Below are 24,336 nucleotides of genomic sequence, written 5' to 3'. Positions count from 1 at the left end.
TGGTTATGCTCGGCCTGCGTTTGGGTTGATGACAGACGACAGAGCCGGGCATGTCTTTACACATTTTATCAGAGGGTGAGGGTCTCCTAACGGGGCATGATCCTCATCCGGTTGTGCGTTTTGTTGAAGATGCACCGTCTCCCTTTGTACTGGTGAGTGACCATGCAGGGCGGGCTATCCCTGCTGCTTTGGGGCGGTTGGGCATTCCAGAGGCTGAGCATGAACGCCATATTGCTTATGATATTGGTATTCAGGGGGTTGGGCGTAGGCTTCGCCCGGTTTTAGGCGCTGCATTGATTGAGCAGTGTTATTCCCGTTTGGTGATTGATTGTAATCGCTCCCCCGGGCACCCGACCTCTATTCCGCCGGTGAGTGATGGAACGCCAATTCCGGTGAATGCTGTGTTGTCTGATGAGGCACGGCGGGCGCGTGAGAACGCGATCTTGCATCCTTATCATGCTGTGATTTCGGCTGAGTTGGATGCGCGGAAAGCGCGCCCGACGGCCCTTATAGCGCTGCATAGTTTCACGCCGAGTATGCAGGGTGTTGAGCGGCCTTGGCATGCGGGTGTGTTGTTTAACCGTGATGCGCGTTTGTCCCATATTATGGCTGGTTTATTGCGGGATGAAGGGCTGTGTGTCGGCGAAAATGAGCCGTATGTTTTGACGGAAACGTCTGACTATACGGTGCCGTTCCATGCGGAGGCACGGGGCCTGCCGTATATGGAAATCGAAATTAGGCAGGATTTGATTGCTGACGAAACGGGGCAGGTCGAATGGGCCGAGCGGTTGGCGCGGCTGTTGCCGAAAGCATGGGAGGCATTGGCGTTATGAGTGCTGAGCAAAAAATTACAGGTGAGACGCGCCTTGCGGGTGTGATGGGGTGGCCAGTTGAGCATTCACGCTCCCCTCTCATGCATAATTATTGGTGCCGTCTGTATGGGGTGAATGGTGCGTATGTTCCGTTGCCAACGTCGCCAGAAGGGTTTGTGACGGCCTTAAAGGGCCTTAAGGCGGCGGGCTTTTGTGGGGTTAATGTAACGATCCCGTATAAAGAAGCGGCGCTGGCAGAATGTGATTATGTGACGGATGCTGCACGCAGGGCTGGGGCCGTGAATACGGTTGTTTTTACGCCAAAAGGGCTTGTTGGTGATTGTACGGATGGGAGCGGGTTTTGTGAAAATCTCCTTGCTCATGGGGTGGTGCCACACGGGCGTGTTTTGATTCTGGGGGCTGGTGGCGCGGCGCGGGCTGTGGCTGCGGCGTTGTTGGATCGTGGTTGTGAGGTTTTGATCGCGAACCGCACCTTAGCGCGCGCTGAGGCGTTGGTGGAGGCGCTGCATGGTGGAGAGGCGATTGCTTGGCATGATTGGCCGACTCTTTTGTCTGGGTGTTCTTTGTTGGTGAATGCAACGGCGCTGGGCATGAAAGGGGCATCACCAGACTGGTCTGCCTTGCTGCGTGAGGCAGGGCCGGGTCTGGCTGTTGCGGATATTGTGTATACGCCGCGTGAGACACCGCTTTTGCAGGCCGCAGCAGCGAAGGGCCTCAAAACGGTTGATGGGCTTGGTATGTTGATTCATCAGGCGGGTGTTGGGTTTGAAGCGTGGTTTGGTGTGAAGCCGGTGGTTGATGAGGCTGTGTTTGCACTCTTGGCGGATAGCCTGCGTTAACCCATGCAGATTATCGGGCTGACGGGAGGGATGGCTGCTGGAAAATCAACGGTAGCGGCGTTGTTTCGCCGGGCGGCTATTCCAGTGTTTGATGCGGACGCGACGGTGCGGCGCTTGCAAGCACCGGGTGGTTGGGCTGTGCCGGATATTGCGCGCTTGTTTCCCGGTACGGTGCGGGATGGGGTTTTGGACCGGCAGGCGCTGCGTCATGCTTTAGGGCAGCAATCGCAGGGTTTGAAGCGTTTGGAAGCGCTTATGCATCCGTTGGTACGTGCGGAGCGGAAAGCATTTTTGCAGCATTGTCGGCGTATGCGCGTGGATATGTGTGTTTTGGATATTCCGCTTTTGATGGAGGTTGGGGAAGATCGGAATTGCGATGTCGTTGTGGTTGTTGAAGCCCCGATGGCCACACGTTTGGCGCGGATTATGCGTAGGGGGAGGGCGGGCAGTATGTGTCTTTCTCAAGCGCGTCAATTATTGGCACGGCAGATGTCCGACATCGAACGCAGACGCCGCGCGGACATCGTGATACGAACGGGTTTATCGCGCGGGCAGGCGGCCTTGCAGGTTCGCGCATTGGTGCAAAAATTACGAAAAGCAGCATGACACGGTCTATTCTCTTCGATACGGAAACGACAGGTTTTGACCCCGATACGGGGGATAGAATCATCGAAATCGCGGCTTTGGAGTTGGTCGATGATTTGCCGACGGGGGAACAATATCATGTGCTGATTGACCCTGAGCGGGATATTCCGCCTGAGGCCACAAAGGTGCATGGTTTCCGTATTGAGGACTTACAGGGTAAGCCAAAATTCCCGGAAATTGCGGATGGTTTTTTAGCGTTTATCGGGGATTCCCGCATGATCGCGCATAATGCCCCGTTCGATTTTAAGTTCGTGAATGCTGAGCTTATGAAGTGTGGACGGGTACCTTTGGATTATGACACGCGCGCAGTTGATACTGTGCTGATGGCGCGTAAGAAATATCCCGGTATGCCGGCCAGCTTGGATGCACTGTGCCGTCGTTTTAATATCGATTTGTCCGAACGTGGCACCCATAATGCGCTGTTGGACTGCCGTCTTCTGGCGGAAGTGTATGTCGAGCTTATGGGGGGACGGCAGCGTGGATTGGGCTTGTCCGGGCCGTCTCGTGGACGATCAGGGCAAGGCGGTGGTGAGTATCTTAAAAGCCGCCCGCCGCGTCCGATGGCGCCGCCAAGTGAAGAAGAACGTGCAGCCCATGCGGCCTTTTTATCCAAGATGAAAGATCCAATTTGGAACCGTTCTTCTGGCGAGGGTGAGGCGTGAACATTCTCTTTATTACAGCAAACCGTTTGGGGGATGCTGTGATCTCGACGGGTGTTCTGGACGCGCTGTCACAGCGTTTTCCGCAGGCGCGTTTTACTGTTGTCTGTGGGCCTGTCGCGGCCGGGCTTTTTCAGCCTAACCCGCAAGTTGAACGGGTTATTGTGCTCGAAAAGCGCAAGCATGACCGGCATTGGCTTGATCTGTGGCGCATGTGTGTGACCACGCGCTGGGCGCGGGTCGTGGATTTGCGCGGGTCTTTGATCAGCCTGACGTTATGGGCTGGCGCGCGGCATATTGTGCGTGGCGGGCGTAGGCCCGGTCGTCGTGTGGTGCAGTTGGGGGATGCTTTAGGGTTCAGTCCCACGCCGATGCCTTGTCTGTGGTCCACACCAGAACAAGAGGTTCAAGCCGCAGCGCTCCTGCCCGAAGGGGCGATTGTGGCCTTGGCCCCGACGGCAAATTGGGATGGAAAGATTTGGCCTGCGGAGCGTTTTGTTGCGGTAGCTGAAGCCCTGCGGAGTGAGGGGTTGCGGTCAGCGGTGTTTTACGGCCCGGGTGACGTGGAACGTGCCCGCGCGCAACCGGTGTTAGACGCCCTGCCGGATGCTTATGATTTAGGCGGTGACCATGCGTTGGGGCTGGTTGGGGCCTTGTTAAAGCGTTGTAGGCTCTTTGTTGGTAATGACTCGGGTTTGATGCATTTATCTGCGGCTGCTGGGACGCCGACGCTCGGCTTGTTTGGTCCGTCTAAGCAAAGCGAATATGCTCCGGCCGGTGTGGCGGCTTTTGCCATTTCCGCGCCGGGGCCGGAAGGGGAGGCACCGATTGCGGGTTTGGCGGAAGATGTCGTGATTGAAGCGGCGCGTGGGGTTTTGCAAGGAAAGCCCTGAGGGGGCAGCGCAGTTTACCAGCGCGTCATCAAAGGTGTAATCCATGTGTCCTCGCCTTTCCGTTAGAGAGGGAAAGGCGAGTTTTTTTAATCAGTACGTAAAGCCATCGATTATAGAAAAATGTTACGCAGTATGGCCATGATAGACCTCTTCAGGGCGGATGGGGGTGAGTGTTGTTACTTCAACGAAGTATCCACCTTTTGCTTTGAAATAGAACGCCCATGCACCATGCGTATTATGCGGTGCCTGCACATCCCAGCCATCTTTGTTTAAACGTGAATACAGTGCGTCTACCGCCTCACGGGAATCTCGAATGAAGCCGATGTGCAGGACGTCGAAACTCTTGGGGTAGTTGAACCCACTGAGTTTACTTTCAAAGTGATTTAAGATCAGCACCAAGCCGTTATCGTCTTGCATGATAGCCATTTTTGGGCCGCGTAGGACGAGTGTGTGTAGGCCGAAATACCGTTCGAACATTGCTCGGTCAGCGTCGGTATCGTGGCTATAGAGGTTGATATGATTTAGTATCATGGTCGTGTCCTTATCATTGATAAAAACGGACACGAGCCGATCGTGATGCAGGCAGCGACGACCGACCACGCACGAGGGGCATCCTCGTTGTGTCCGGCCATGGCCAAGAGCGGCGTTATGCGCTCAAGCGTGACTGTCTCCAAGGAGACCACAGGTTGTCACCATACCTGTATCGCTGTCTTTTTAGGCATTGAGTAATTTAGGTGGTGCGTATTTTGAGTCAAGTTCTCTAGAGGCGTGCCGAATGGCTGTGATTGTTGGTACAAGATAGGGTATTTTGCGCAGTGTTATGCGTGGGTATAGCAGCAGGCGCGCTTGAATGTATTCGTGTGGTTGGGGGGGCGTGATGGCGCGTTGTGCATGACTAAGATGTGACATGACGGCGTAGTGTTGGAGGTCTAGGTTTCTCGGTGTCTTAAACGGTCTCTTAGTGCTTGAGGATATGGAGATGGTAATGGCGCATGATTTGTTTTCGCTCTCTGGTAAGCGTGCTTTGATTACTGGGGCATCTCGGGGCATTGGCCTGACTCTGGCGCGGGGTTTGGCGGAGGCCGGGGCTGAGGTCGTGCTGAATGGGCGCAAGGCCGCCGCGCTGGACGCTGCACAGGCTGAATTGGAAAAAGACGGGTTGTTGGTGAAGACGGCCGTTTTTGACGTGACAGATCAGGCAGAAGTTCAGACTGGGATTGAGCAGGTTGAACGTGTGCTTGGCCCGTTGGATATTGTGATTAACAATGCCGGAATTCAGCGCCGTGGCCCGTTGGAGAGCTTTGAACGGGCGGATTGGGATGCGTTGATTACGACCAATCTGAATGCAGTTTTCTTCGTGGGGCAGGCTGTGGCGCAGCATATGATTCCGCGCGGACACGGGAAGATTATTAATATCTGTTCTGTGCAAAGTGAACTCGCTCGGCCCGGTATCGCTCCCTATACCGCTACAAAAGGTGCGGTGAAGAACTTGACGCGTGGTATGGCGACGGATTGGGCGCGGCATGGCTTGCAAATCAATGGTATTGCACCGGGCTATTTTGCAACGGAAATGAATGCAGCTTTGGTTGCGAATGAAGAATTTACAGATTGGCTCTGTAAGCGCACGCCTGCGGGCCGTTGGGGGCAGGTGGAGGAGTTAGTCGGGGCAGCCGTTTTCCTTGCATCGGACGCATCCAGCTTTGTGAATGGCCATGTTCTGATGGTGGATGGCGGCATTACCGTTTCGGTATGATTTTTATCCGGTGTGAAGTGTGGAGTGTCGGCTTGGGGAGTGTGGCTGATGAGTCCAAGGTCACGCTTTTCAAGGTGCCATCACTCAGGCCGGATGATGGCGCAGTTTTTAGGGGTCTGCCCTTGATGCGTTGCGCGGCATAGTTGATAAATAGAGCTATGGTATTTTCCGTATCTTCGGCACGGTCCGAGAGTGATTGCCCCGATATCGATATGCGTGCCTCTGTGGCGCATGTTATGGCAGGTTCTGCGCGTGGTGGGGCGGAGTTGTTCTTTGAACGCTTAGCGATAGCGCAGCACAAGTCGGGGCGTACGACCCATGCGTTGATCCGTACGGAAGCGGGGCGGGAGGCTCGCTTGCGTGCGGCAGGTGTGCCGACGCAGTGCTTCCGCTTTGGTGGGCCAATTGATTTTTGGACACGAAAGCAGCTTAAGCGTGCCTTGGATGAAATCCAGCCTGATGTTGTTGTGGCATGGATGAGCCGTGCGGCTCAAAAATTGCCGGAGGTGAGGGGGCGTTTGGCTGGGCGTCTGGGCGGATATTATGATTTATCCAATTATCGGCGCTGCACGGATTTGATCGGTAATACACGCGGCTTGGCCCGTTGGATGGTTGAGCAAGGTTGGGATGAAAGCCAAGTTCATTATCTGCCCAATTTTGCGACAGATTTTTCTGGTGTAATGCCGGAGCGGCCTTCGTTTTTAGCCCCCAATACTCCGTTCGCTTTGGCGCTTGGGCGTCTGCATAAGAATAAAGCATTTGACGTGTTGATCCGTGCGATGCGCCACCTGCCGGGTCAGCATGTGGTGATTGCTGGAGAAGGGCCCGAGCGGGGGGCGTTGGAGGCTTTGGCGCGCAGTGAAGGTGTGGCTGATCGGGTGCATATGCCGGGTTGGGTGACGCAAACGGGGCCATGGTTGCGGGCTTGCACGCTGCTTGTTTGTCCGTCACGCATTGAGCCTTTGGGGAATGTGGTGATCGAAGCGCTGTCGGCGCGCGTACCGGTGGTGGCGAGTGCGATTCAAGGGCCGGAAGAAATTTTGGCTGGCACGGAAGATGGCTTGCTCGCCCCCGTGGAAGATGACCGTGCTTTAGCAGCGCAGATGGGGGAAGTCTTCGAGAATGCGGCGTTGGCTGAACGGTTAGCGGGCAATGGGCGCACGCGCTTTGAGCGTGAGTTCGCAGAAGATGTTGTGATGGAGCAGTGGTCTGACTTCTTGGGGTGTGGGGAGGCGTATATTAGGCGTCCGTATGATGTTTATAAGCTTAGGGGGCCGTTGGGTTCACCGAAGGGTGCTCGCTAATGTGCGGCATGACCGGCATTTCTTGCCGCCCGGGCTTTAAGCCGGACCAAGAGGTGCTTGACCGGATGTCTGCGGCGTTATTGCATCGTGGTCCGGATGGTGAAGGGCGGTTAGATCTTGCGGGCGCGGCCTTGCGGCATCGGCGCTTGGCGATTGTGGATATTGCGGGGGGGCAGCAGCCTTTCCAGTATGGCCAAGCCGCGCTGATGGCGAATGGTGAGATTTATAATGATCCCGCCTTACGGGCAGGTTTCGCATCAGATTTTTTCCGGACGCAAAGCGATTGTGAGCCCCCTTTGCACATGTGGCTGCGCGAAGGTGCAGGCTATACGGCTGAATTACGGGGGATGTACGCGATTGCCGCCGTTGAGAATCAGCATGGCGCACATGAGATGCTGCTCTCTCGTGATCCGTTTGGGATTAAACCGCTGTATATTGCGGAGTTTGAAGGCGGCGTTGCGTTTGCCTCTGAAGCACAAGCGCTATTAGCGGGCGGTTTTGGTGAGCGCCGGTTAAGAGATGCTGCACGTGATGAGCTGTTGCAGTTGCAATTTACCACGGGTCCGAAAACTATTTTCCCCGGTATTCGGCGTGTTTTGCCGGGTGAAACGTTGCGGATCGTTGATGGGCGGATCGTTGAATCGCGCAAGCGTGACCCGTTGGTGGAAGCGGAGCGGCTCTCTGTTGAGAGTTTGACCGATGCGCAGGCTTTGGAGCGGTTAGATAAAGCGCTGACGGATAGTGTTTTGGCGCATATGCGGGCCGATGTGCCGTTAGGGCTGTTCTTATCCGGTGGGATTGATAGTTCGGCTTTGTTGGCGGCGGCTCATCGTTTGGGTTTGCCGCGCTTGCGGGCATGGACGGCCCGGTTCGAGACCGGCAGTACGGTGACTGTAGCGGATGAAACGGCTCATGCGGCGGCATTGGCTGGGCATGTTGGGGCTGAGCATCATATTTTGAGCATCACACCGGAGATGGTCTGGCGTGATTTGCCCAAAATTGTGGCGGCTATGGATGACCCCACGGCAGATTACGCGATTATTCCGACATGGTTCTTGGCCCAAGAAGCCCGTAAAGCTGTGACGGTTTTGCTCAGTGGAGAGGGTGGTGATGAGCTTTTCGCGGGGTATGGGCGGTATCGCCGGGCGATGCGTCCTTGGTGGCGCGGCGGGCGTGGTAGTTGGCGTTCGGGTACATTCGGGCGGAGTTTGGGGGGGCCGGGTATTGCGCGGGCGCGTCCATGGCGGACAGGTCTGGCGGCTTTGGAATTGTCCCAGCGCCGGGCGGGTTTGCCTGCTGTGCAAGCGATTGATGTGGCGGAATGGCTGCCGAATGATCTGCTCTTGAAGTTGGACAGATGCTTGATGGCACATTCGGTGGAAGGGCGTACTCCGTTACTGGACCCGGTTGTTGCACGCGCGATTTGGCCGTTGCCGGATCATTTCAAGATTAGGGATGGTCAAGGGAAATGGCTGTTGCGGCAGTGGTTACAAGATGCGCTGCCACAGGCGCGGCCTTTCGCGCCGAAACAAGGTTTTACGGTGCCTGTTGGTGCTTGGATTGAGGCTGAATCTGCACGGTTGTGGCCGTTGGTGGCGCGTAATCCGGCTGTCGCTGCGGTGTTTGATGAAAGCCGAGTGCGGCGTATTTTTGAGACAGCAAGCCGCCGCGGTCATGCACGGCAGGCGTGGACATTGCTCTTTTTGGCGTTATGGCACCGTCATCATATTGAAGGTCGCAGTTGTGCTGCGGATACGTTTGAAGTCTTGGCGTAAGTTTGGGGAGATTTTTTGATGCATTATGATCTGATTATTCGCAATGGTCGCTGTGTGACCCCATGGGGTGAGCAAGATGCGACGATTGGCGTACGTGATGGGCGGATCGTTACGTTATCCACTACCGCGCAAGATGAGGCTGAGCGGGAGATTGACGCAAAGGGGCTCCATGTTCTGCCGGGAATGATTGATTCCCATGTGCATTTGCGTGAGCCGGGCAATGCTGAGATTGAAACGCTCGAAACTGGAACGCGTGCTGCCGCTCTTGGCGGTGTGACAACAGTGTTCGATATGCCGAACACGAATCCGAGCATTGTTTCGGCTGAAATGTTGGAATGGAAATACGGGCGGATTGGTGAGACTGCACATATTGATGTGGGGTTTTACGTTGGTGCAACCCGTGAGAATACGCCGGAACTGGCAACGCTGGAACGTGCTCCGGGTGTGTGTGCCATTAAGGTATTTGCAGGGTCTTCGACCGGTAATCTGATGATTGAGGATGATGCCGGGATTGAAGCAGTGATGCGTTCGGGCAATCGGCGCGTGTGCTTCCATTCGGAGGATGAATACCGCCTTCAGGACCGGAAAGGGCAGTTCCACGAAGGGCAGCCTTATGAAACGCATGCTGTTTGGCGTGACGTGGAATGTGCGTTTTTAGGCACGCGGCGTATCGTGGGTATTGCGCGTAAAACTGGCCGTCCAGCACATATTTTGCATGTTTCAACGGCAGAAGAGCTGGATTATCTGGCAGAAAATCGTGATGTGGTGAGCGCGGAGGTGCTGGTGAACCACCTCACGCAATATGGCCCGGATTGTTATGAAAAGCTGGGTGGTCTTGCTGTGATGAACCCGCCATTGCGTGATCGTTCGCATTATGACGCGGCGTGGCGTGCGGTGCGTGATGGGCGTGTGGATGTTGTGTCATCAGACCATGCGCCGCATCCGCTTGAGGCTAAAAAGCGTGCATGGCCGAATTGCCCGGCTGGTCTGACGGGTGTGCAGACGATTGTTCCGTTGATGTTGGACCATGTGAATGCAGGGCGTTTGTCGCTGCAACGCTTGGCGGATGTGATGTCTGCCGGGCCTGCACGTATTTATAATTTGCCGAATAAAGGCCGTTTGGCTGTTGGGTTTGATGCGGATTTCACGCTGGTTGATATGGGGGCGCGCCGTACAATCACGAATGATTGGATTGCAACTCCAGCCGGTTGGACGCCGTTTGATGGTACTGAGGTTCATGGTTGGCCGATAGCGACGATTGTGCGTGGTCAAATCGTTATGCAGGACGATGCGATTGTTACGCCGTTGAGCGGTCGACCGGTGCGCTTTGCCGGATAAGGAAAGGGCGGGGTGCATGCCGTAATTGTGCCCTGATTTTTCTTTAGGGGAGGCGCGCTTGTTATACGGAGTAGAAGCATGTCTCCCCGCTTGTCTGGCGTTTTCATTGCGTTGTTATGTGTGTCTAGTGTTGCGGTAATGCCGGTGTCAGCCGCCGAGGCTGGATGGGGTGCCGCGAAATGTGGTGCTGAACCCGTGGCGCCAGTTGTGCATGTGGGTAGCGTTGCGCAGTATAATGATAGCGTTGACCGTGTAACGGCCTATGAAAAGCAAGCACGGGCGTATAATGCGTGCGTTGTAGCCGCTGCAAACCGTGCCGAAACGGCAATTAGTGATGATGCACGGAATCGTATCGCGGAAGTCCATAAAGGCTCAACGGCGGTTCAGTCACGTATTGCTACAAATTTCCAAAAGCTGTCTGCAGTTTTAGCGAATGCGGGTAAGCATTTCGCCGCGAAATAAGCGGTGAGGTTGTGGTGCCTCTATGGCTTTTTAGGCTGTAGTAGCGATGTAGGGGCCGCTTGGCCGTGTGTGGGGCCTTCATAGGTTTCGGTCCCTAAATTGGGCATGAGGTCTGGGCGTGCCCAGCAATCCGTACCTTCAAAACCTGTGGTGCAGTAAGGCTGCGGCGGTGGCTGGACGCGTTTTTTGCAGAAAGATTCGTCGTCATAGAGGTAGGCGCTATTGCAGTCTTGGCCTGTAAGGGCGGAGGCGATGCGGTCTGGCGCACAACTGCTCAAGGCAGAGAGCGGGATGAGGGCAGCGAGTGCCAAGTGGCGGAGGTGCAACATCCGTGCATCGTGCCGTTTGTTTGCTTAAAAGATGGTAAAGAAGGTGGGATTCAGCATTTTCTCATCGAGAAAGCACCGTTTGTAGAGGTGAAGCGTTTGCCGCCAGCGGGTCGCGCCTGTATGGTCTTACAGAAGAACGTGTAAAGCGAAGCCGACAGGGGATCAGGTGGCGGACGATTTTATTGCACAAATCCATGATGATATGCGCCAGCAGCGTTTGCGTGCGCAGGCACGTCGTTTTGGTGCCGTTGCTGCGGGTGTTCTCGTGCTTGCTGGCATTGCCGGTGGGGTATGGGGCTGGCAACGTCACGCGCTGAAAACCGCGCAAGAAGCAGCGTCTGGGCGCTATTTTACCGCAATGTCCACGCTTGAAGCTCATGGCAGTGCCGCAGCTGAACAGCAGGCGCAGGCCACGCTGCAAGATCTGGCGGAGCATGGCCCGAAAGGTGTGCGTACATACGCTGCGCTGCGTTTGGCAGATTATAAAGCACAGCATCAGGATGTGCCTGCTGCGCAAGCTCTATGGGCACATGTCGCGGATGATGACACAGCATTGCCTGCCATGCGTACTGTCGCGCGTTATTTGGGGCTGAATGTGCAGCAGCCAACGGCGCAAAATACGGCATCTCTGCGTGCAGGCTACACGGCTTTGGCACAAGGGAACGATGCTTGGGCTTCTTTGGCGCGTGAAGGGCTCGTCAGCCTTGACCTCGCACCCGGTGCGACGGCACAGCAAAAAGAAGAAGCGCGCCGTCTTTTAAATCAAACTGTAAGCAGCCCGACAGCACCAGAAGGTGCACGTAGTCGTGCGGAAGCTTTGCTTGAGACTTTGGGAGATGCAGGCTGATGCGTCGTAACCATACATCCATCCGGGCTAGCCGTCGCGGTTTGCTCCGGTTTGCCTGTTCTGGTGCGGCGGTGACCGCTCTGAGCGCGTGTAGTATTTTTGATGATGACGATAAGCCCGTTTTGGCAGGTCATCGTATTGATGTGCTGTCAACGGGCGCAGGCTTGGCGGTGGACCCTGATGACCATACGCCGATCACTTTGCCTGCTGCACAGCCTGTCACGTCATGGGCACAAGTTGGGCGTGAGCCAGACCATATTGCTGTGAATGCGGTATGGAATGGGCCGAAGTTAGCGTGGAGCCGTAGTGTTGGTGCGGAAGTCAATCCAACCAGCATTCTGTCCACCGTGGCCATTATGCCGAATAAGCGTGGTGCGATTCAGTCTCCCCCAGTGATTGGGCAGGGGCGCATTTTTACGGCTGATGCTCAGGGTGAAGTGAAGGCTTGGACATGGCCAGCGATGAAGCTGCTATGGTCCCGCCAGCCGAAAGGAACCGAATCCCGCTCGACCAATCTGGGTGGTGGCCTCGCGCTGGATGGTGACACGCTTTATGTTGTGACCGGCGTTGCTCTCGCGCTAGCGCTTGATGCGGCAACGGGTAAAGTGAAGTGGACGGCAGAACTCGGCACGCCGGGGCGCTCGGCACCAACAGTTGCGAATGGTCTGGTCGTTTTCGGCACGATTGATGAACGCTTGATTGCGCTGGATGAAAAAACGGGCCAGCAAATCTGGACGTATCAGGCAACACAGGCAGATACGGTTGTATTCGGTCAAGCATCGCCTGCTATTGTGGATGGCGTTGTGTTGGCTGGCTTTGGCAGTGGTGACTTGGTTGCTCTGCGCGCCACATCGGGTGAGATGGTTTGGAGCGATAGTCTCGGTGGGTCAAACGGCCTTGGCGCGATGCTCGACTTCTCTTGTGTGCGCGGTGCACCCGTCATTAAGGACGGTACGGCCTATGCGGTTTCCATGTCTCGGGTGCTGGTGGCGATTGATATGCGCTCCGGTCGCCGTCTGTGGGAACGTGAGGTAAGTGGTCAGTCTCCGCTCTGTCTTTGTGATGACTGGCTGTTTGTTGTCTCGACGGATCAGCAACTTGCGTGTATCGACCGCCTGTCTGGTCATGTCCGCTGGATTACGCAGCTTCGTCGATTCCGCCGTCAGGAAGTTCAAAAAGATGCAGTTCAGTGGGTTGGCCCAGTTTTGGCCGATGGGAAACTTGTTTGTTTCTCAACGCTGCCAGAAGAGGGTATGATCATCGCTGATGCGAAGACCGGCAAGATTCTCTCCCGCCAAAAAACACCGGCGGCCTGTGAGGTTGAGCCGATTGTGTGTGATGGGCTTGTGCTAGCCCTGTCGCAGGACGCTGTCCTGCGGGCTTATGGCTGATCGGATTTTCCGGACCGAATGACTGATACTATTTCTACGCCTGATATGCTGCCAACCGTTGCGATTGCGGGGCGGCCTAATGTAGGCAAATCAACACTGTTTAATCGTCTCGTCGGGCGGCGTCAGGCACTTGTGTCTGATATGCCGGGCGTGACCCGTGACCGTAAAGAAGGTGAGGCGCATATTCGTGGGCGCCGTATCCGGATTATTGATACGGCCGGGTTAGAAGAAGCTGCGCCAGATACGCTGTTTGGGCGGATGCGTGCATCTTCTGAAATGGCTGTGACGCAAGCGCAGTTGGTGCTGTTCTGTATTGATGCACGGTCTGGCATTACGCCAGCAGATGCGCATTTTGCACAATGGCTCCGTCGTCAAAATGTTCCTGTTTTGCTGGTTGCGAATAAAGCAGAAGGTAGAGCCGGCACAGAAGGTGCGATGGAAGCGTACTCGCTGGGTCTGGGCACACCTTTGGCGCTGTCGGCTGAGCATGGCGAAGGTTTGTCTGACCTAATGGGTGAGATCATTGACCGCTTGCCTAAAGCGCCGCGTGTTGTGGAGCGTTCACGCCGCCGTGCGGATGCGACAGCCGATGCAGACGGTACGGAGGGGGCTGAAGAGCAGCGTCCACCTGGGCCATTGCGCTTGGCGATTGTTGGGCGTCCTAATGCGGGTAAATCAACGCTTCTGAACTGTTTGCTTGGTGAAGAGCGGATGATCACGGGGCCGGAAGCGGGATTAACCCGTGATTCGATCTCCGTTGATATTCATGATGAGCATGGGCCGATTCGCTTGGTGGATACGGCGGGGATGCGCCGTCGTGCTCGTGTTGAGCAGCATTTAGAGCGGATGTCTGTTTCCGCGTCGATCGAAGCCCTGAAGATGGCGGAGGTGGTCGTTTTGACCATTGATGCGACCTTGGGTGTGCATGAGCAAGATTTGCAGCTTGCGCGTTTGATCGAGCGTGAAGGGCGTGCATGCGTTCTGGCCCTGAACAAATGGGATGCGGTGGAAGATCGTGCAGCGACACGTCAAGCGATTGCTGACCGTATCGAGACATCTATGGCTCAGGTGCGTGGCATTTCCGTCGTGACGTTCTCGGCATTAACAGGGGCCGGTGTACACCGCTTGTTGCCAGCTGTGCGTGATACGCATGAGGTCTGGAATTCACGTATTACAACGGGTGAGTTGAACCGTTGGTTTGAAGAAGCTTTGGAACGTCATCAGCCGCCATTGGTGGATGGACGCCGTTTGAAGCTGCGTTATATGACCCAAGCGAAGTCACGTCCGCCGACCTTTATTTTGTTTGGTACGCGTGCGGAGCTTTTGCCTGATTCTTACAAGCGCTATCTCGTGAATGGCCTTCGTGAGACGTTCCATATGCCGGGTGTGCCTATTCGGCTCCAATTGCGTGGAACGAAAAATCCTTACGCAGAATAAGGGTTTTTGATTTCTATATTACTCTATGTCTGTAACAAGGAGATACGATTTTACCTAACAAAGCTTTTAGTCTTTGTTAGGGGAGATCAGGCCGAGGCTATCTGTAACGCTCCAGATGGCCCCGGCGTAATGTCGACTATGCCGTGATGGAGTGTGTATCACGGCAGCAGATTTGAGGACGTCACGTGATGGATGGAGTTGCAGCCACTGAGAGTGTGGATACTCTCAGTAGCCCTCAACGCAGCACGAAGCGCGCTACTGTTTTGGGTATTTTTGCTGCTCTGGCCGGGCTATTGTTCGGCCTAGATACTGGGGTAGTTTCTGGGGCGCTGCCGTTTGTAGCCAAAGAATTTCATGCCAGCGATGTGCTTCAGGGCTGGATCGTGTCTTCCATGATGATCGGTGCGATGACCGGTTCTTTGGTGGCAGGACGTATTTCAACGCGTTTTGGCCGTACGGGCGCGATGGTTTCTGCCGCAGTTTTGTATGTGAGTGGCGTGCTGATTTGCACCTTTGCCCCTGATCCGTATGTGCTGATGGGGGGGCGTGTTTTCATTGGCTTGGCGATTGGGCTTGGGGCATTTGCGGCGCCGCTGTATATTTCGGAAATTACTGTTGAGTCTGCGCGTGGATCGATGATTTCGGTCTACCAGCTTATGGTCTCGTTTGGCATTTTCTTGGGCTTTTTGTCCGATAGTGTTTTGGCGGGGAGTGGACGCTGGCATTGGATGTTCGGCGCGATGCTCATTCCGTCGGTGCTTTTTTTGATTTTCACGCTGACCTTACCGCATAGTCCGCGCTGGTTGCTGATGCAGGGTAAGCACGATCATGCACGGCGTGTATTGCGCGTTTTACGCTCTGATGATGAGGTCGCGGAAGCTGAATTGCGCGATATTCAGAGCGGCATGGTGCATAATAGCGATTCAGGTTTGGGCTTGTTTCGGAGTAATGCCAATTTCCGCCGGACGGTGTTCTTGGGCATGTTGCTGCAAATTATGCAGCAGCTGACCGGGATTAATGCGTTGCTTTATTATGCGCCGCGCGTTTTTGAAGCGGCGCATTTCGGTGCGAATGCTGCGGTATGGGTGACGACGCTCGTCGGCTTGGTCAATATGGCGCTGACCGGTGTTGCTATTGCGTGTGTTGATAAATGGGGCCGTCGTCCGCTTTTGCTGTTGAGCTGTAGCTTGGCCATGATTGCGATGTTGGGGGTTGGCATTTTGCTGTTGACGGGGGCGTCAAGCTTTCCGGCGCAGGTGGCTTTGTGTGGTTTTGTTTTGCTCTTCGTCGCGGGGTTTGCAATTGGTGAAGGGCCTCTGGTGTGGACACTATGCTCAGAGTTTCAGCCATCTCGTGGGCGTGATTTCGGGATTGGCTGTTCTACAGTAACGAACTGGGCGGCAAACTGGGTGATTTCTAGCACTTTCCCGTTAATTATGGCCGGGCTTGGTACGTCATGGACGTTTATTATGTTTGCGGGTTTTAATGCGTTGTTTGCGGTGATCACCATGACACTGGTGCCGGAAACAAAGGGTGTTGCGCTCGAAACCTTGGAAAAGAATTTGTTCGCGGGGAAATCTTTGCGCAATATTGGTCAGTAATGGCGCGTATGTGAGTAATTTTTGCGTTACTCACGAAAATGTGCGCAGAATTTTGGGGCGGTGGAGCATACAATGCTCGCCGCCTCTTTTTTTGTGCTTATCGTAACGAAGGCGGCGTGAGGCGTTTTTGGGCCGACGTTTGTATCAAGGATAGTGAGTTATGGTTGGCATTGCGTCGGTCCGTGTGGATGAAGGCGATACACCGCAGCGCAGTACGCGTCGTGCGACGGTACTGGGTATTCTGGCAGCACTCGCTGGGTTGATGTTTGGGCTGGATACAGGGGTGGTTGCTGGTGCGCTTCCCTTTATCGCTCAAGATTTTCACGCCAGCGATGGGCTTCAAGGTTGGATCGTTGCGTCGATGATGGCTGGGGCTGCGTTCGGGTCTTTGTTGGCTGGGCGTATTTCTATGAAGTTCGGCCGTCGCGGTGCGATGATGGCAGCGGCTGTTTTGTTCTTGGTTGGCACAGTGTTGTGTAGCCTTGCACCGTCCCCAGTGGTTTTGATTATTGGGCGTGTCTTTTTGGGGTTAGCGGTTGGTCTCGCAGCTTTTGCGGCTCCATTGTATATTTCTGAGATCACGGTGGAATCTGTCCGTGGGGCGATGATTTCGTTCTATCAATTGATGGTATCGTTGGGCATCTTCCTCGCCTTTATCTCTGACAGTCTTTTGTCATCAGGCGGGCATTGGCGTTGGATGCTAGGCGTGATGGCGGCACCTGCGGCGCTGTTTTTGGTTATTGTTGTGATTTTGCCGCAAAGCCCACGATGGTTGATGATGCGTGGCCGTACGGAGAAGGCTCGTAGAGTGTTGCATTTGCTGCGCTCTGATGAAGAGGTGGCCAATGCGGAACTAGCCGATATTCAGGCGCGTTTGAGCCAAAGCAGTGATGCTGGCTTTGCGTTGTTTCGTAAGAACCGGCATTTCCGCCGCTCGGTTGCTTTGGGTATGATCTTGCAAGTGATGCAGCAACTTACGGGGATTAACGCGCTGCTTTATTATGCGCCACGTGTCTTCCAAGCAGCTCATTTTGGTACGAATGCTGCGATCTGGGCCACGACTTTGGTTGGGCTTGTGAATATGGGCTTGTCTTTCGTGGCGATTGTCTGCGTGGATAAATGGGGGCGTCGTCCGCTGCTGATGTTAAGCTGTGCGATTGCTGCTTTCGCCATGTTAGGTATGGGTGTTTTGCTGGCGATTGGGGCGTCGAGCTTTGGTGCTCAGGTGGCACTGTGTGGCTTTGTACTGTTGTTCGTCGCGGGTTTTGCGATTGGCGAAGGGCCATTGGTGTGGACGCTGTGCTCAGAAGTGCAGCCGACTCGTGGGCGTGACTTTGGTATTTCATGTTCGACGGTGACGAACTGGGGAGCCAATTGGGCGATCTCCATTACATTCCCTCTGGTCATGACAGCATTGGGTGCATCGTGGACCTTTGTGCTTTTTGCAGCACTTAACGGTGTCTTTTTGCTTTTTACTCTCGGATTTGTGCCAGAAACAAAAGGTGTTTCGCTGGAAGCCCTTGAGTCTAATCTCTTTGCGGGCAAAGCTCTACGCCATCTTGGTAAGTAGGACAGTGTACAGTGGCAGTAGCAGCAGGCGTTCAGGGCATTCCATCATCTTCTGCTGAGACTGGCCTTTATGGAGCGCGACGCATTACGGCCATGTCTGCTGTTTTGCTGTCGCTGCTGTTATCTGTGCTGGATTATGCGGTGGCGAATGTTGCGCTGCCCGCTATTGCCCATGACATTCATACGCCTGAATCCAGTGTGATTTGGGTGGTGAATGCTTATCAGTTAGCAAATTTATCGTGTTTGCTACCGCTCGCGTCTTTGGGCGCACGGTTTGGATATGCCCGCATGAGCCAGTGTGGGATTATTTTGTTTTTGATTGCCTCTGTGGCGTGTGCTTTGTCCAAGACGTTGCCAGAGATTGCGCTGGCACGTGCGCTGCAAGGTGTGGGCGGGGCGTGTATCATGAGCGTGAATTTGGCTCTAGTGCGCTTTATTTACCCAAAATCTGAGTTGGGACGTGGTATTTCGATTAATGGGCTTTTCATTGGTATCGGTGTGGCGATTGGCCCGACCTTAGGCTCTATCGTTTTGTCGATGGCGTCATGGCCGTGGATCTTTTGGATTAATTTACCGCTCGCTTTGGCGGCTTTGCTGATGGCGCGGTTTGCGTTGCCTGAAACGCCGCACAGCACAGCGCCCGTGGATATGGCGGGGTCGTTGCTGACGGTTTTGGCCTTTGCTTGTATTGGCATCGGGCTGGATGGTTTGTCCCACGGTATGTTGCCGATGGGCGGTATTGTGACGCTTATTGGAATTGTCTGTTGGTGGCAGTTGCTTCGGTTACAAAAATGCCGAGCAGAGCCTATCGTGCCGGTCGATCTTTTGAAGCGTCGGGCATTTTTGTTGCCCTGCTTAGTCAGCTATATGAGTTTTATTGCATCCAATTTGTATATTGTTGCAATGCCGCTGACGTTGAACTTGATGTTCCATCGTGATCCCGCAACGATTGGTTTGCTGATTTCCCCATGGGCGGTGGGTGTGGCGCTGATGTCGTTTGTTGTGGGGCGGTTTTCAGATCGCTTCCCGGCATCAGTACTGAGCACGATTGGTATGGTTACGGTCACAATCGGATTTGTGTTGTTGTGGCTGTTACCGGCTGATGCATCCAATATGGATATTATCTGGCGGACGCTTTTGGCGGGGTGTGGGTTTGGTACATTCCAGCCGCCGAATAACCGCGCCATTATGTTGAGTGCACCGAAAGGGCGTGAGGGCAGTGCTAGTGGGATGCTGTCGGTCGCGCGTTTGGGTGGGCAGACGACGGGTGCGTTATTTGTAGCGGGTTTATTTACGGCGTCTGCCAGTCCGTCCAGCCTGTGTTTGGCGGGCGCCATGAGCATGGCCGGTGCAGCGGCTCTTTTGAGTGTTATGCGGGATGTTTTGGTAGGCGATAAAGCGTCGTAAGGCGTGCTCGCAAACGCTGAGCGGGTTTGGTATTGCGCTGTTTCCGTCAGTTTTCATCAAAGACATAACCGTCTTGGCCCATCGTACGCCAGAGCCAATGTACTTGTCCGCCAATCACAATCCTGATTGCGTCTAAAGGTCACATATTGCCCGGTTCGGCACGTTTGCGGTGCAAACTGCGGACATAATCTGCCCCCCAATTTCAGGCGTCAGCGACGGACCATCTGGTGCGACACGACAGGCCCACGTTTGAGAAGCATTTTTTCAATTAGACGGTCGCTCAGAGGCATACGGAAATATAGCCACATGGCTAAGCTATCAATTCACGCGGAAAACGGTGCCGTTTGTAGCTGGCAGGCATTTTACGCGCGGCTGCCATCTAACACAGATGCGCTAATGTGACTGTGAGTATGTTTTGGCGGGCCGACACTCTGACCCTTAATGTGACTGGCGTCATGCCTTGGTGATGATGTGTCGGGTGTTGGTCCGTCCCGGACACCGGACGGCGATGTGACCTGATAGGAGCTTGGCGGGTTCGCCCCCTCACAGTCCTGTCCTCTTCGTCCGATGCACGGGCGCTCTTTTGGCAAGGAGGCTCTTCATGACATCACAGCGAGTTCCGACAATTATCATCGGTGTAGACACGCATAAGGACACACATGTTGCCGTGGCCCTCGACAGCCAGGGAACGACCTTGGGCCATCGATCCATCACGGCGGATATGGATGGCTATCTTGAACTCGAGCAATGGGCGGTGACCCTTGGTCAGATAAAGGCCTTTGGCGTCGAGGGAACCGGTTCATACGGGGCCGGGCTGTCACGCCTGCTGCTGACCCGCGGGCATAGGGTTATTGAAGTCAGCCGCCCCAATCGTCTGATCCGTGCCCAACATGGAAAAAACGATCATTTCGACGCCGAGGGCGCCGCACGCTCTGTCCTGAACGGACAGGCGACCGCTCTTCCCAAGCCCCACAATGGCACCGTAGAGATGATCCGCCAGCTCAAGATCGTGCGTGATACGGCGGTCAAAAGCCGATCACAGGCTATGGTGACGCTGAAATCCCTGATCATTAACGCTCCCACAGCCTTGCGAGAGAAACTTGGGAAATGTCGCGGCAAGATGGCACTCATTCGTACGATCGCGGCTTTTCGGATATCACAGGAGCGGACGCTGCTGTCCTTGACGAAGACCGCCATGCGCTCCCTAGCCAGGCGGTGGCTAGCACTTCATGATGAAATTGCCGCCCTTGATTGCGACCTCGATCCTCTGGTCGAAAGCAAGGCTGCCGGACTGCACGCGGCACACGGTATTGCCACGATGACGATTGCGGACATGTTGATTCTAATCGGCGATAACCCCGCGCGTATCCAATCAGAAGCGGCACTTGCCCGTCTGTGCGGGGTCTGCCCGATCCCGGCCTCAAGCGGCAGGACAAACCGCTTTCGGTTGAACCGAGGTGGCAACCGGCAGGCCAATGCCGCTCTTTACCGCGTCGCGATCGTCAGAATGCGCACGCATCCGCCAACCCTAGCTTACGTCGCAAAAAGAACCGCAAACGGAAAGACTAGAAGTGAGATTATCCGATGTCTCAAGCGATACATCGTGCGTGAAATCTTCACCGCCTTGTGCAGGCCCAAGGAACCTGAATTACCCGCTTGACGAATATAGGAGCTTCAGCACCCTGGCCGGTCAATCATGGAATATATGCATACTATTCATGTTTTAATGAAAACAAATCATTTTTATTCACCTATGGCCTTCGCATAAGACCTGTACCGTTCTTAACGATAGACCGACGAGAAGAGTGGCTGCCATGAACGGGAAGTTTTCATTCACATTGAAGCAGGTTGTTTTTGATGAAAACTATTATCCCGCCGACAGCACCCGCCTCACGACGAATTTTGCCAATCTGGCCCGAGGCGAGCATCGTCAGGAGAATCTCCGCAATGCCCTTCGGATGATTGACAATCGGTTTAATGCTCTTGCCCAGTGGGATAATCCCGAGGGCAATCGTTATTCCGTTGAGCTGGCCATTATTTCCGTTGGCCTAGATATCGAAGGCAAAGGCGATCCGATCCCGTTGATCGATATGCTATACACGACGATTGTCGATAAAAAATTAGGCAAACGTATCAACGGAATTCTGGGCAACAATTTCTCCTCCTACGTACGGGACTACGACTTCAGCATCGTCTTGCCGGAGCACAACAAGGGGCGGGGCGAGTTGAGGGCGCCCGATGATTTCGGTGACCTGCATGGTAACCTATTCAGGCATTTCATCAGATCGGTGGCCTACACGGAAAATTTCGACAAGCTGCCCGTCATCTGCATTAGTGTCTCAAGCAGCCAGACCTATCATCGGATTGATAACAGGCATCCTGTACTCGGTGTCGAATACGTAAATGACTCGCTTTCGTTGACTGACCAGTATTTCGGGAAGATGGGACTGAAAGTCCGGTACTTCATGCCTCCGGGCGGCGTCGCGCCACTGGCATTCTATTGCGCAGGAGATTTGCTGAACGATTACACCAATCTCGAACTGATCAGCACGATCAGCACGATGGAAGTTTTTCAGAAAATCTATCGGCCAGAGATCTACAACGCTAACGCGGCAGCACCGATGGTCTACCGACCAACCCTCACTCAACAGGACTATTCGCTAACCCGGATTCGTTACGACCGGGAAGAGCGGAGCCGACTGGGCGTACAGCAAGGACAATTCGCCGCAGAGCACTTCATCACGCCGCACCGGGCCACGCTTGAGCGTTGGTTGGCCAGTGATAGGCCCTGATTGAACGAACATGAAAGGTTATTTGCCATGAACACACTCCTCCCAACGTCGACCGCAGGTAGCCTGCCCAAGCCGTCATGGCTGGCCCAACCTGAGACGCTCTGGTCGCCTTGGAAACTGGAAGGCGAAGAACTGGTTGAGGGCAGGCGCGATGCCCTGCGCCTATCGCTCGACGATCAGCGCCATGCAGGCATTGATATCGTCAGTGACGGTGAACAGACACGACAGCATTTCGTCACAACGTTCATTGAACATCTTGACGGTGTCGATTTTCAAGATCGCCGGACGGTCAAAATACGCGATCGCTACGAAGCAAGCGTGCCGACGGTTGTCGGTGCAGTGACGCGACCGAAATCGGTTTTCGTCGACGATGCCAAGTTCCTGCGGCAATACACGAAGCAGCCGATCAAATGGGCGCTGCCTGGCCCTATGACCATGATCGACACTTTGTATGACGATCATTACAAGAGCCGAGAAAAGTTGGCTTGGGAATTCGCCAAGATCCTCAATCAGGAGGCTCGGGAGCTGGAAGCGGTCGGGGTCGATATCATCCAGTTTGATGAACCCGCATTCAACGTCTTTTTTGACGAAGTAAACGACTGGGGTGTTGCGGCTCTAGAGAAAGCGATCGAGGGCCTGAAATGCGAAACGGCCGTGCATATTTGCTACGGTTACGGCATCAAAGCCAATACGGACTGGAAAAAGACGCTCGGTTCGGAGTGGCGGCAGTATGAGGAAGCATTTCCTAAGTTGCAGAAATCAAACATCGATATTGTGTCGCTCGAGTGCCATAATTCCCAAGTTCCGATGGACCTGATTGAACTCATCCGTGGCAAGAAAGTGATGGTGGGCGCGATTGATGTGGCAAACGATGCCATCGAGACGCCGGAAGCTGTTGCCGATACATTGCGCAAGGCGCTTCGCTTTGTTGATGCGGATAAGCTCTATCCGTCCACTAATTGCGGAATGGCGCCTTTGGCCCGTCGCGTGGCAAGAGGCAAGCTCGAGGCTCTCAGTGCCGGTGCAGAGATGATTCGCCGGGAACTTACGGTGTAAGTATTGGGTCAGGCGTTATTATAGCGAGGAAACCATACGGAAAATTCAGGCGACTGGTGAGATTTTCCACGATAGAGAGCGCAAATAATAAGCAGAAATGATATATGCATAATGTTTATATAAACATTATGCATATAATGGGTGAGGCATGGGTATTCTGGAGCGCAACCATCTGACGATCATTCAGGAAGTTGCTCGTGAAGGGTCGTTGACAGCTGCTGGAGCGCGATTGAACCTGACCCAACCCGCGCTCAGCCATGCTATCCGCAAGATTGAATCCCAGCTTGATGTAAAAATCTGGCGGCGTGAGGGGCGTTCCTTGGTGCTAACCCAGGCAGGTCAATGGCTGCTGTTACTGGCTAATCGGTTGCTGCCGCAGTTCTCCTTGGCTGAAGAGCGGCTGCAACAGTTCGCTAAGGGCGAACGTGGCACTCTCCGGATCGGGATGGAGTGTCACCCCTGCTATCAATGGTTGCTTAAGGTGGTATCGCCGTATCTCGAACGCTGGCCGAAAGTGGACGTCGACGTCAGGCAAAAATTTCAGTTCGGCGGTATCGGAGCGCTGTTGAGCAATGAGATCGACCTTCTTGTAACACCGGATCCACTGTACAAACCCGGCTTGAATTTCACGCCAGTTTTTGACTATGAGCTAGTGTTGGTGGTTGGGAGTGACCACCCATTGCGTAGTGCTGATAGTATCAGCCCTGAGCAGCTTGCGGAGGAAACCCTCATCACTTATCCGGTGCCGTCGGAACGACTGGATATTTACACCCGTTTTCTCCAGCCGGCTGGTATTGCACCGCGTCAGCATAAACAGATCGAGACGACGGATATTATGTTGGTGATGGTGGCGCACGGTCGAGGTGTTGCCGTTCTTCCTCGATGGCTGGTGGACGAAAATGCATCTCGTTTCGATCTGCACCCCGTGAGGATCGGCGAAAACGGAATTGCCAAGCAGATATTTCTTGGCCAACGCGAGACGGACAACGATGTGACATATCTTGCGGACTTCGTCCGGCTCGCGGCTGAAGCTCAGGATGTCCCTGTTGCAACCGTAAGTTAAGGACGCAGGACCTCAATTTGCTTCGTATTTTAAACGGTGTGAAATCCGAGCTGTCTCTCGATCAGGCGCACTTCTCCCATGATGACATTTTTTTTGAGTTCGTTAGGGCGTGTCGTCAGTTATGGTTTTTACTGACGGTTGTGTTTTTGTTTGCCCGATGCTGTTTGTGCTCTTTTTTGAAAGAGAGGCATTATGGCGCGCCGCTATGGTTTACGCGACCCGCAATGGGAGCGGATCAAAGAGATGCTTCCCGGCCGAGAAGGTCATGTTGGCGGTACGGCTGCGGACAATCGCTTGTTTGTGGAAGCTGTCTTATATCGTTATCGCGCCGGTATTCCGTGGG

At 54.5% G+C, this 24,336-nt stretch carries 23 protein-coding genes; 21 read left to right on the top strand and 2 right to left on the bottom strand.

Annotation, left to right across the window (positions count from 1 at the left end):
• Nucleotides 1-50 precede the first annotated feature (50 nt).
• Genes NTH01S_RS09400 through NTH01S_RS09380 form a run of 5 tightly spaced genes read left to right on the top strand, consistent with a single transcriptional unit; the run spans nt 51 to nt 3,869 of the window.
• Complete coding sequence (locus tag NTH01S_RS09400) at nt 51-833, top strand: N-formylglutamate amidohydrolase (RefSeq protein ID WP_068172955.1); 783 nt, start codon at nt 51-53, stop codon at nt 831-833.
• On the top strand, nt 830-1,672 hold the full coding sequence (locus NTH01S_RS09395; protein ID WP_068172951.1) for a shikimate dehydrogenase: 843 nt from the start codon (nt 830-832) through the stop codon (nt 1,670-1,672). The genes NTH01S_RS09400 and NTH01S_RS09395 overlap by 4 nt, the downstream gene beginning before the upstream one ends.
• Nucleotides 1,673-1,675: 3 nt before the next feature.
• A complete protein-coding gene (gene coaE / locus NTH01S_RS09390) occupies nt 1,676-2,278 on the top strand; it encodes a dephospho-CoA kinase (RefSeq protein ID WP_068172950.1) in 603 nt (200 codons plus the stop codon).
• Nucleotides 2,275-2,979, top strand: coding sequence for a DNA polymerase III subunit epsilon (dnaQ, locus tag NTH01S_RS09385; RefSeq protein WP_068172947.1), 705 nt, complete (start codon nt 2,275-2,277; stop codon nt 2,977-2,979). Before coaE ends, dnaQ begins: the two co-directional genes overlap by 4 nt.
• Complete coding sequence (locus tag NTH01S_RS09380) at nt 2,976-3,869, top strand: glycosyltransferase family 9 protein (protein ID WP_068172944.1); 894 nt, start codon at nt 2,976-2,978, stop codon at nt 3,867-3,869. The genes dnaQ and NTH01S_RS09380 overlap by 4 nt, the downstream gene beginning before the upstream one ends.
• A 123-nt stretch (nt 3,870-3,992) precedes the next feature.
• Here NTH01S_RS09380 and NTH01S_RS09375 read toward each other — a convergent pair whose 3' ends face one another.
• Nucleotides 3,993-4,400: a VOC family protein gene (locus NTH01S_RS09375; protein WP_068172942.1), complete on the bottom strand. Its 408-nt coding sequence runs from the start codon at nt 4,398-4,400 to the stop codon at nt 3,993-3,995.
• A gap of 454 nt (nt 4,401-4,854) precedes the next feature.
• Here NTH01S_RS09375 and NTH01S_RS09370 point away from each other — a divergent pair, with 454 nt between their 5' ends.
• The 5 genes from NTH01S_RS09370 (at nt 4,855) to NTH01S_RS09350 (ending at nt 10,501) form a co-directional block, all read left to right on the top strand.
• Nucleotides 4,855-5,622: an SDR family oxidoreductase gene (locus NTH01S_RS09370; protein WP_068172984.1), complete on the top strand. Its 768-nt coding sequence runs from the start codon at nt 4,855-4,857 to the stop codon at nt 5,620-5,622.
• 212 nt (nt 5,623-5,834) lie between these two features.
• Nucleotides 5,835-6,926 carry a glycosyltransferase gene (locus NTH01S_RS09365; RefSeq protein ID WP_245642318.1) on the top strand — a complete coding sequence of 364 codons (1,092 nt, stop codon included), beginning with the start codon at nt 5,835-5,837 and terminating at the stop codon, nt 6,924-6,926.
• The gene (gene asnB, locus NTH01S_RS09360) at nt 6,926-8,701 is read left to right on the top strand and encodes an asparagine synthase (glutamine-hydrolyzing) (protein WP_068172940.1); all 1,776 of its coding nucleotides are present in this window, start codon (nt 6,926-6,928) and stop codon (nt 8,699-8,701) included. Before NTH01S_RS09365 ends, asnB begins: the two co-directional genes overlap by 1 nt.
• 18 nt (nt 8,702-8,719) lie before the next feature.
• Nucleotides 8,720-10,039: a dihydroorotase gene (locus NTH01S_RS09355; RefSeq protein WP_068172938.1), complete on the top strand. Its 1,320-nt coding sequence runs from the start codon at nt 8,720-8,722 to the stop codon at nt 10,037-10,039.
• Between the two features lie 78 nt (nt 10,040-10,117).
• Entirely contained in the window at nt 10,118-10,501 is a 384-nt protein-coding gene (locus NTH01S_RS09350) for a hypothetical protein (protein WP_068172936.1), read from the top strand.
• A gap of 20 nt (nt 10,502-10,521) precedes the next feature.
• Here NTH01S_RS09350 and NTH01S_RS09345 read toward each other — a convergent pair whose 3' ends face one another.
• Nucleotides 10,522-10,830 carry a hypothetical protein gene (locus tag NTH01S_RS09345; protein WP_068172924.1) on the bottom strand — a complete coding sequence of 103 codons (309 nt, stop codon included), beginning with the start codon at nt 10,828-10,830 and terminating at the stop codon, nt 10,522-10,524.
• A 166-nt stretch (nt 10,831-10,996) separates the two neighbouring features.
• Here NTH01S_RS09345 and NTH01S_RS09340 point away from each other — a divergent pair, with 166 nt between their 5' ends.
• The 11 genes from NTH01S_RS09340 to NTH01S_RS09290 all read left to right on the top strand — a co-directional run.
• Nucleotides 10,997-11,677: a tetratricopeptide repeat protein gene (locus tag NTH01S_RS09340; protein ID WP_068172919.1), complete on the top strand. Its 681-nt coding sequence runs from the start codon at nt 10,997-10,999 to the stop codon at nt 11,675-11,677.
• Nucleotides 11,677-13,068, top strand: coding sequence for a PQQ-binding-like beta-propeller repeat protein (locus tag NTH01S_RS09335; RefSeq protein ID WP_068172916.1), 1,392 nt, complete (start codon nt 11,677-11,679; stop codon nt 13,066-13,068). Before NTH01S_RS09340 ends, NTH01S_RS09335 begins: the two co-directional genes overlap by 1 nt.
• Nucleotides 13,069-13,086: 18 nt before the next feature.
• The gene (gene der, locus NTH01S_RS09330) at nt 13,087-14,505 is read left to right on the top strand and encodes a ribosome biogenesis GTPase Der (RefSeq protein ID WP_068172915.1); all 1,419 of its coding nucleotides are present in this window, start codon (nt 13,087-13,089) and stop codon (nt 14,503-14,505) included.
• Nucleotides 14,506-14,693: 188 nt separating this feature from the next.
• Nucleotides 14,694-16,106: a sugar porter family MFS transporter gene (locus tag NTH01S_RS09325; protein ID WP_068172913.1), complete on the top strand. Its 1,413-nt coding sequence runs from the start codon at nt 14,694-14,696 to the stop codon at nt 16,104-16,106.
• A 160-nt stretch (nt 16,107-16,266) separates the two neighbouring features.
• Nucleotides 16,267-17,676 carry a sugar porter family MFS transporter gene (locus NTH01S_RS09320; protein ID WP_068172910.1) on the top strand — a complete coding sequence of 470 codons (1,410 nt, stop codon included), beginning with the start codon at nt 16,267-16,269 and terminating at the stop codon, nt 17,674-17,676.
• Between the two features lie 11 nt (nt 17,677-17,687).
• The gene (locus tag NTH01S_RS09315; protein ID WP_068172907.1) at nt 17,688-19,082 is read left to right on the top strand and encodes an MFS transporter; all 1,395 of its coding nucleotides are present in this window, start codon (nt 17,688-17,690) and stop codon (nt 19,080-19,082) included.
• A gap of 601 nt (nt 19,083-19,683) precedes the next feature.
• Nucleotides 19,684-20,742 (top strand): IS110 family RNA-guided transposase, encoded by a 1,059-nt coding sequence (locus tag NTH01S_RS09310; protein ID WP_068172904.1) that lies wholly within the window; start codon nt 19,684-19,686, stop codon nt 20,740-20,742.
• A gap of 154 nt (nt 20,743-20,896) precedes the next feature.
• Nucleotides 20,897-21,874 (top strand): DUF1852 domain-containing protein, encoded by a 978-nt coding sequence (locus NTH01S_RS09305; protein ID WP_068172902.1) that lies wholly within the window; start codon nt 20,897-20,899, stop codon nt 21,872-21,874.
• A 27-nt stretch (nt 21,875-21,901) separates the two neighbouring features.
• Entirely contained in the window at nt 21,902-22,930 is a 1,029-nt protein-coding gene (locus NTH01S_RS09300; protein WP_068172900.1) for a methionine synthase, read from the top strand.
• Nucleotides 22,931-23,078: 148 nt separating this feature from the next.
• Nucleotides 23,079-23,993, top strand: a complete 915-nt coding sequence (locus NTH01S_RS09295; protein WP_068172898.1) for a LysR family transcriptional regulator — start codon at nt 23,079-23,081, stop codon at nt 23,991-23,993.
• Nucleotides 23,994-24,185: 192 nt separating this feature from the next.
• Nucleotides 24,186-24,336, top strand: a 151-nt coding sequence (locus NTH01S_RS09290; RefSeq protein ID WP_157070930.1) for a transposase, incomplete at its 3' end; no start/stop codon positions are given.

The organism is Neokomagataea thailandica NBRC 106555 (genome assembly GCF_001598495.1).
Classification (GTDB): Bacteria; Pseudomonadota; Alphaproteobacteria; order Acetobacterales; family Acetobacteraceae; genus Gluconobacter; species Gluconobacter thailandicus_A.
This window is presented reverse-complemented; position numbering and strand designations above follow the sequence as displayed.

Coding starts and splice junctions, on each gene's coding strand:
- NTH01S_RS09400 (WP_068172955.1), top strand. CDS start 51: ATGTCTTTACACATTTTATCAGAGGGTGAGGGTCTCCTAACGGGGCAT.
- NTH01S_RS09395 (WP_068172951.1), top strand. CDS start 830: ATGAGTGCTGAGCAAAAAATTACAGGTGAGACGCGCCTTGCGGGTGTG.
- coaE (WP_068172950.1), top strand. CDS start 1,676: ATGCAGATTATCGGGCTGACGGGAGGGATGGCTGCTGGAAAATCAACG.
- dnaQ (WP_068172947.1), top strand. CDS start 2,275: ATGACACGGTCTATTCTCTTCGATACGGAAACGACAGGTTTTGACCCC.
- NTH01S_RS09375 (WP_068172942.1), bottom strand. CDS start 4,400: ATGATACTAAATCATATCAACCTCTATAGCCACGATACCGACGCTGAC.
- NTH01S_RS09370 (WP_068172984.1), top strand. CDS start 4,855: ATGGCGCATGATTTGTTTTCGCTCTCTGGTAAGCGTGCTTTGATTACT.
- NTH01S_RS09365 (WP_245642318.1), top strand. CDS start 5,835: ATGCGTGCCTCTGTGGCGCATGTTATGGCAGGTTCTGCGCGTGGTGGG.
- asnB (WP_068172940.1), top strand. CDS start 6,926: ATGTGCGGCATGACCGGCATTTCTTGCCGCCCGGGCTTTAAGCCGGAC.
- NTH01S_RS09355 (WP_068172938.1), top strand. CDS start 8,720: ATGCATTATGATCTGATTATTCGCAATGGTCGCTGTGTGACCCCATGG.
- NTH01S_RS09350 (WP_068172936.1), top strand. CDS start 10,118: ATGTCTCCCCGCTTGTCTGGCGTTTTCATTGCGTTGTTATGTGTGTCT.
- NTH01S_RS09345 (WP_068172924.1), bottom strand. CDS start 10,830: ATGTTGCACCTCCGCCACTTGGCACTCGCTGCCCTCATCCCGCTCTCT.
- NTH01S_RS09335 (WP_068172916.1), top strand. CDS start 11,677: ATGCGTCGTAACCATACATCCATCCGGGCTAGCCGTCGCGGTTTGCTC.
- der (WP_068172915.1), top strand. CDS start 13,087: ATGACTGATACTATTTCTACGCCTGATATGCTGCCAACCGTTGCGATT.
- NTH01S_RS09325 (WP_068172913.1), top strand. CDS start 14,694: ATGGATGGAGTTGCAGCCACTGAGAGTGTGGATACTCTCAGTAGCCCT.
- NTH01S_RS09320 (WP_068172910.1), top strand. CDS start 16,267: ATGGTTGGCATTGCGTCGGTCCGTGTGGATGAAGGCGATACACCGCAG.
- NTH01S_RS09310 (WP_068172904.1), top strand. CDS start 19,684: ATGACATCACAGCGAGTTCCGACAATTATCATCGGTGTAGACACGCAT.
- NTH01S_RS09305 (WP_068172902.1), top strand. CDS start 20,897: ATGAACGGGAAGTTTTCATTCACATTGAAGCAGGTTGTTTTTGATGAA.
- NTH01S_RS09300 (WP_068172900.1), top strand. CDS start 21,902: ATGAACACACTCCTCCCAACGTCGACCGCAGGTAGCCTGCCCAAGCCG.
- NTH01S_RS09295 (WP_068172898.1), top strand. CDS start 23,079: ATGGGTATTCTGGAGCGCAACCATCTGACGATCATTCAGGAAGTTGCT.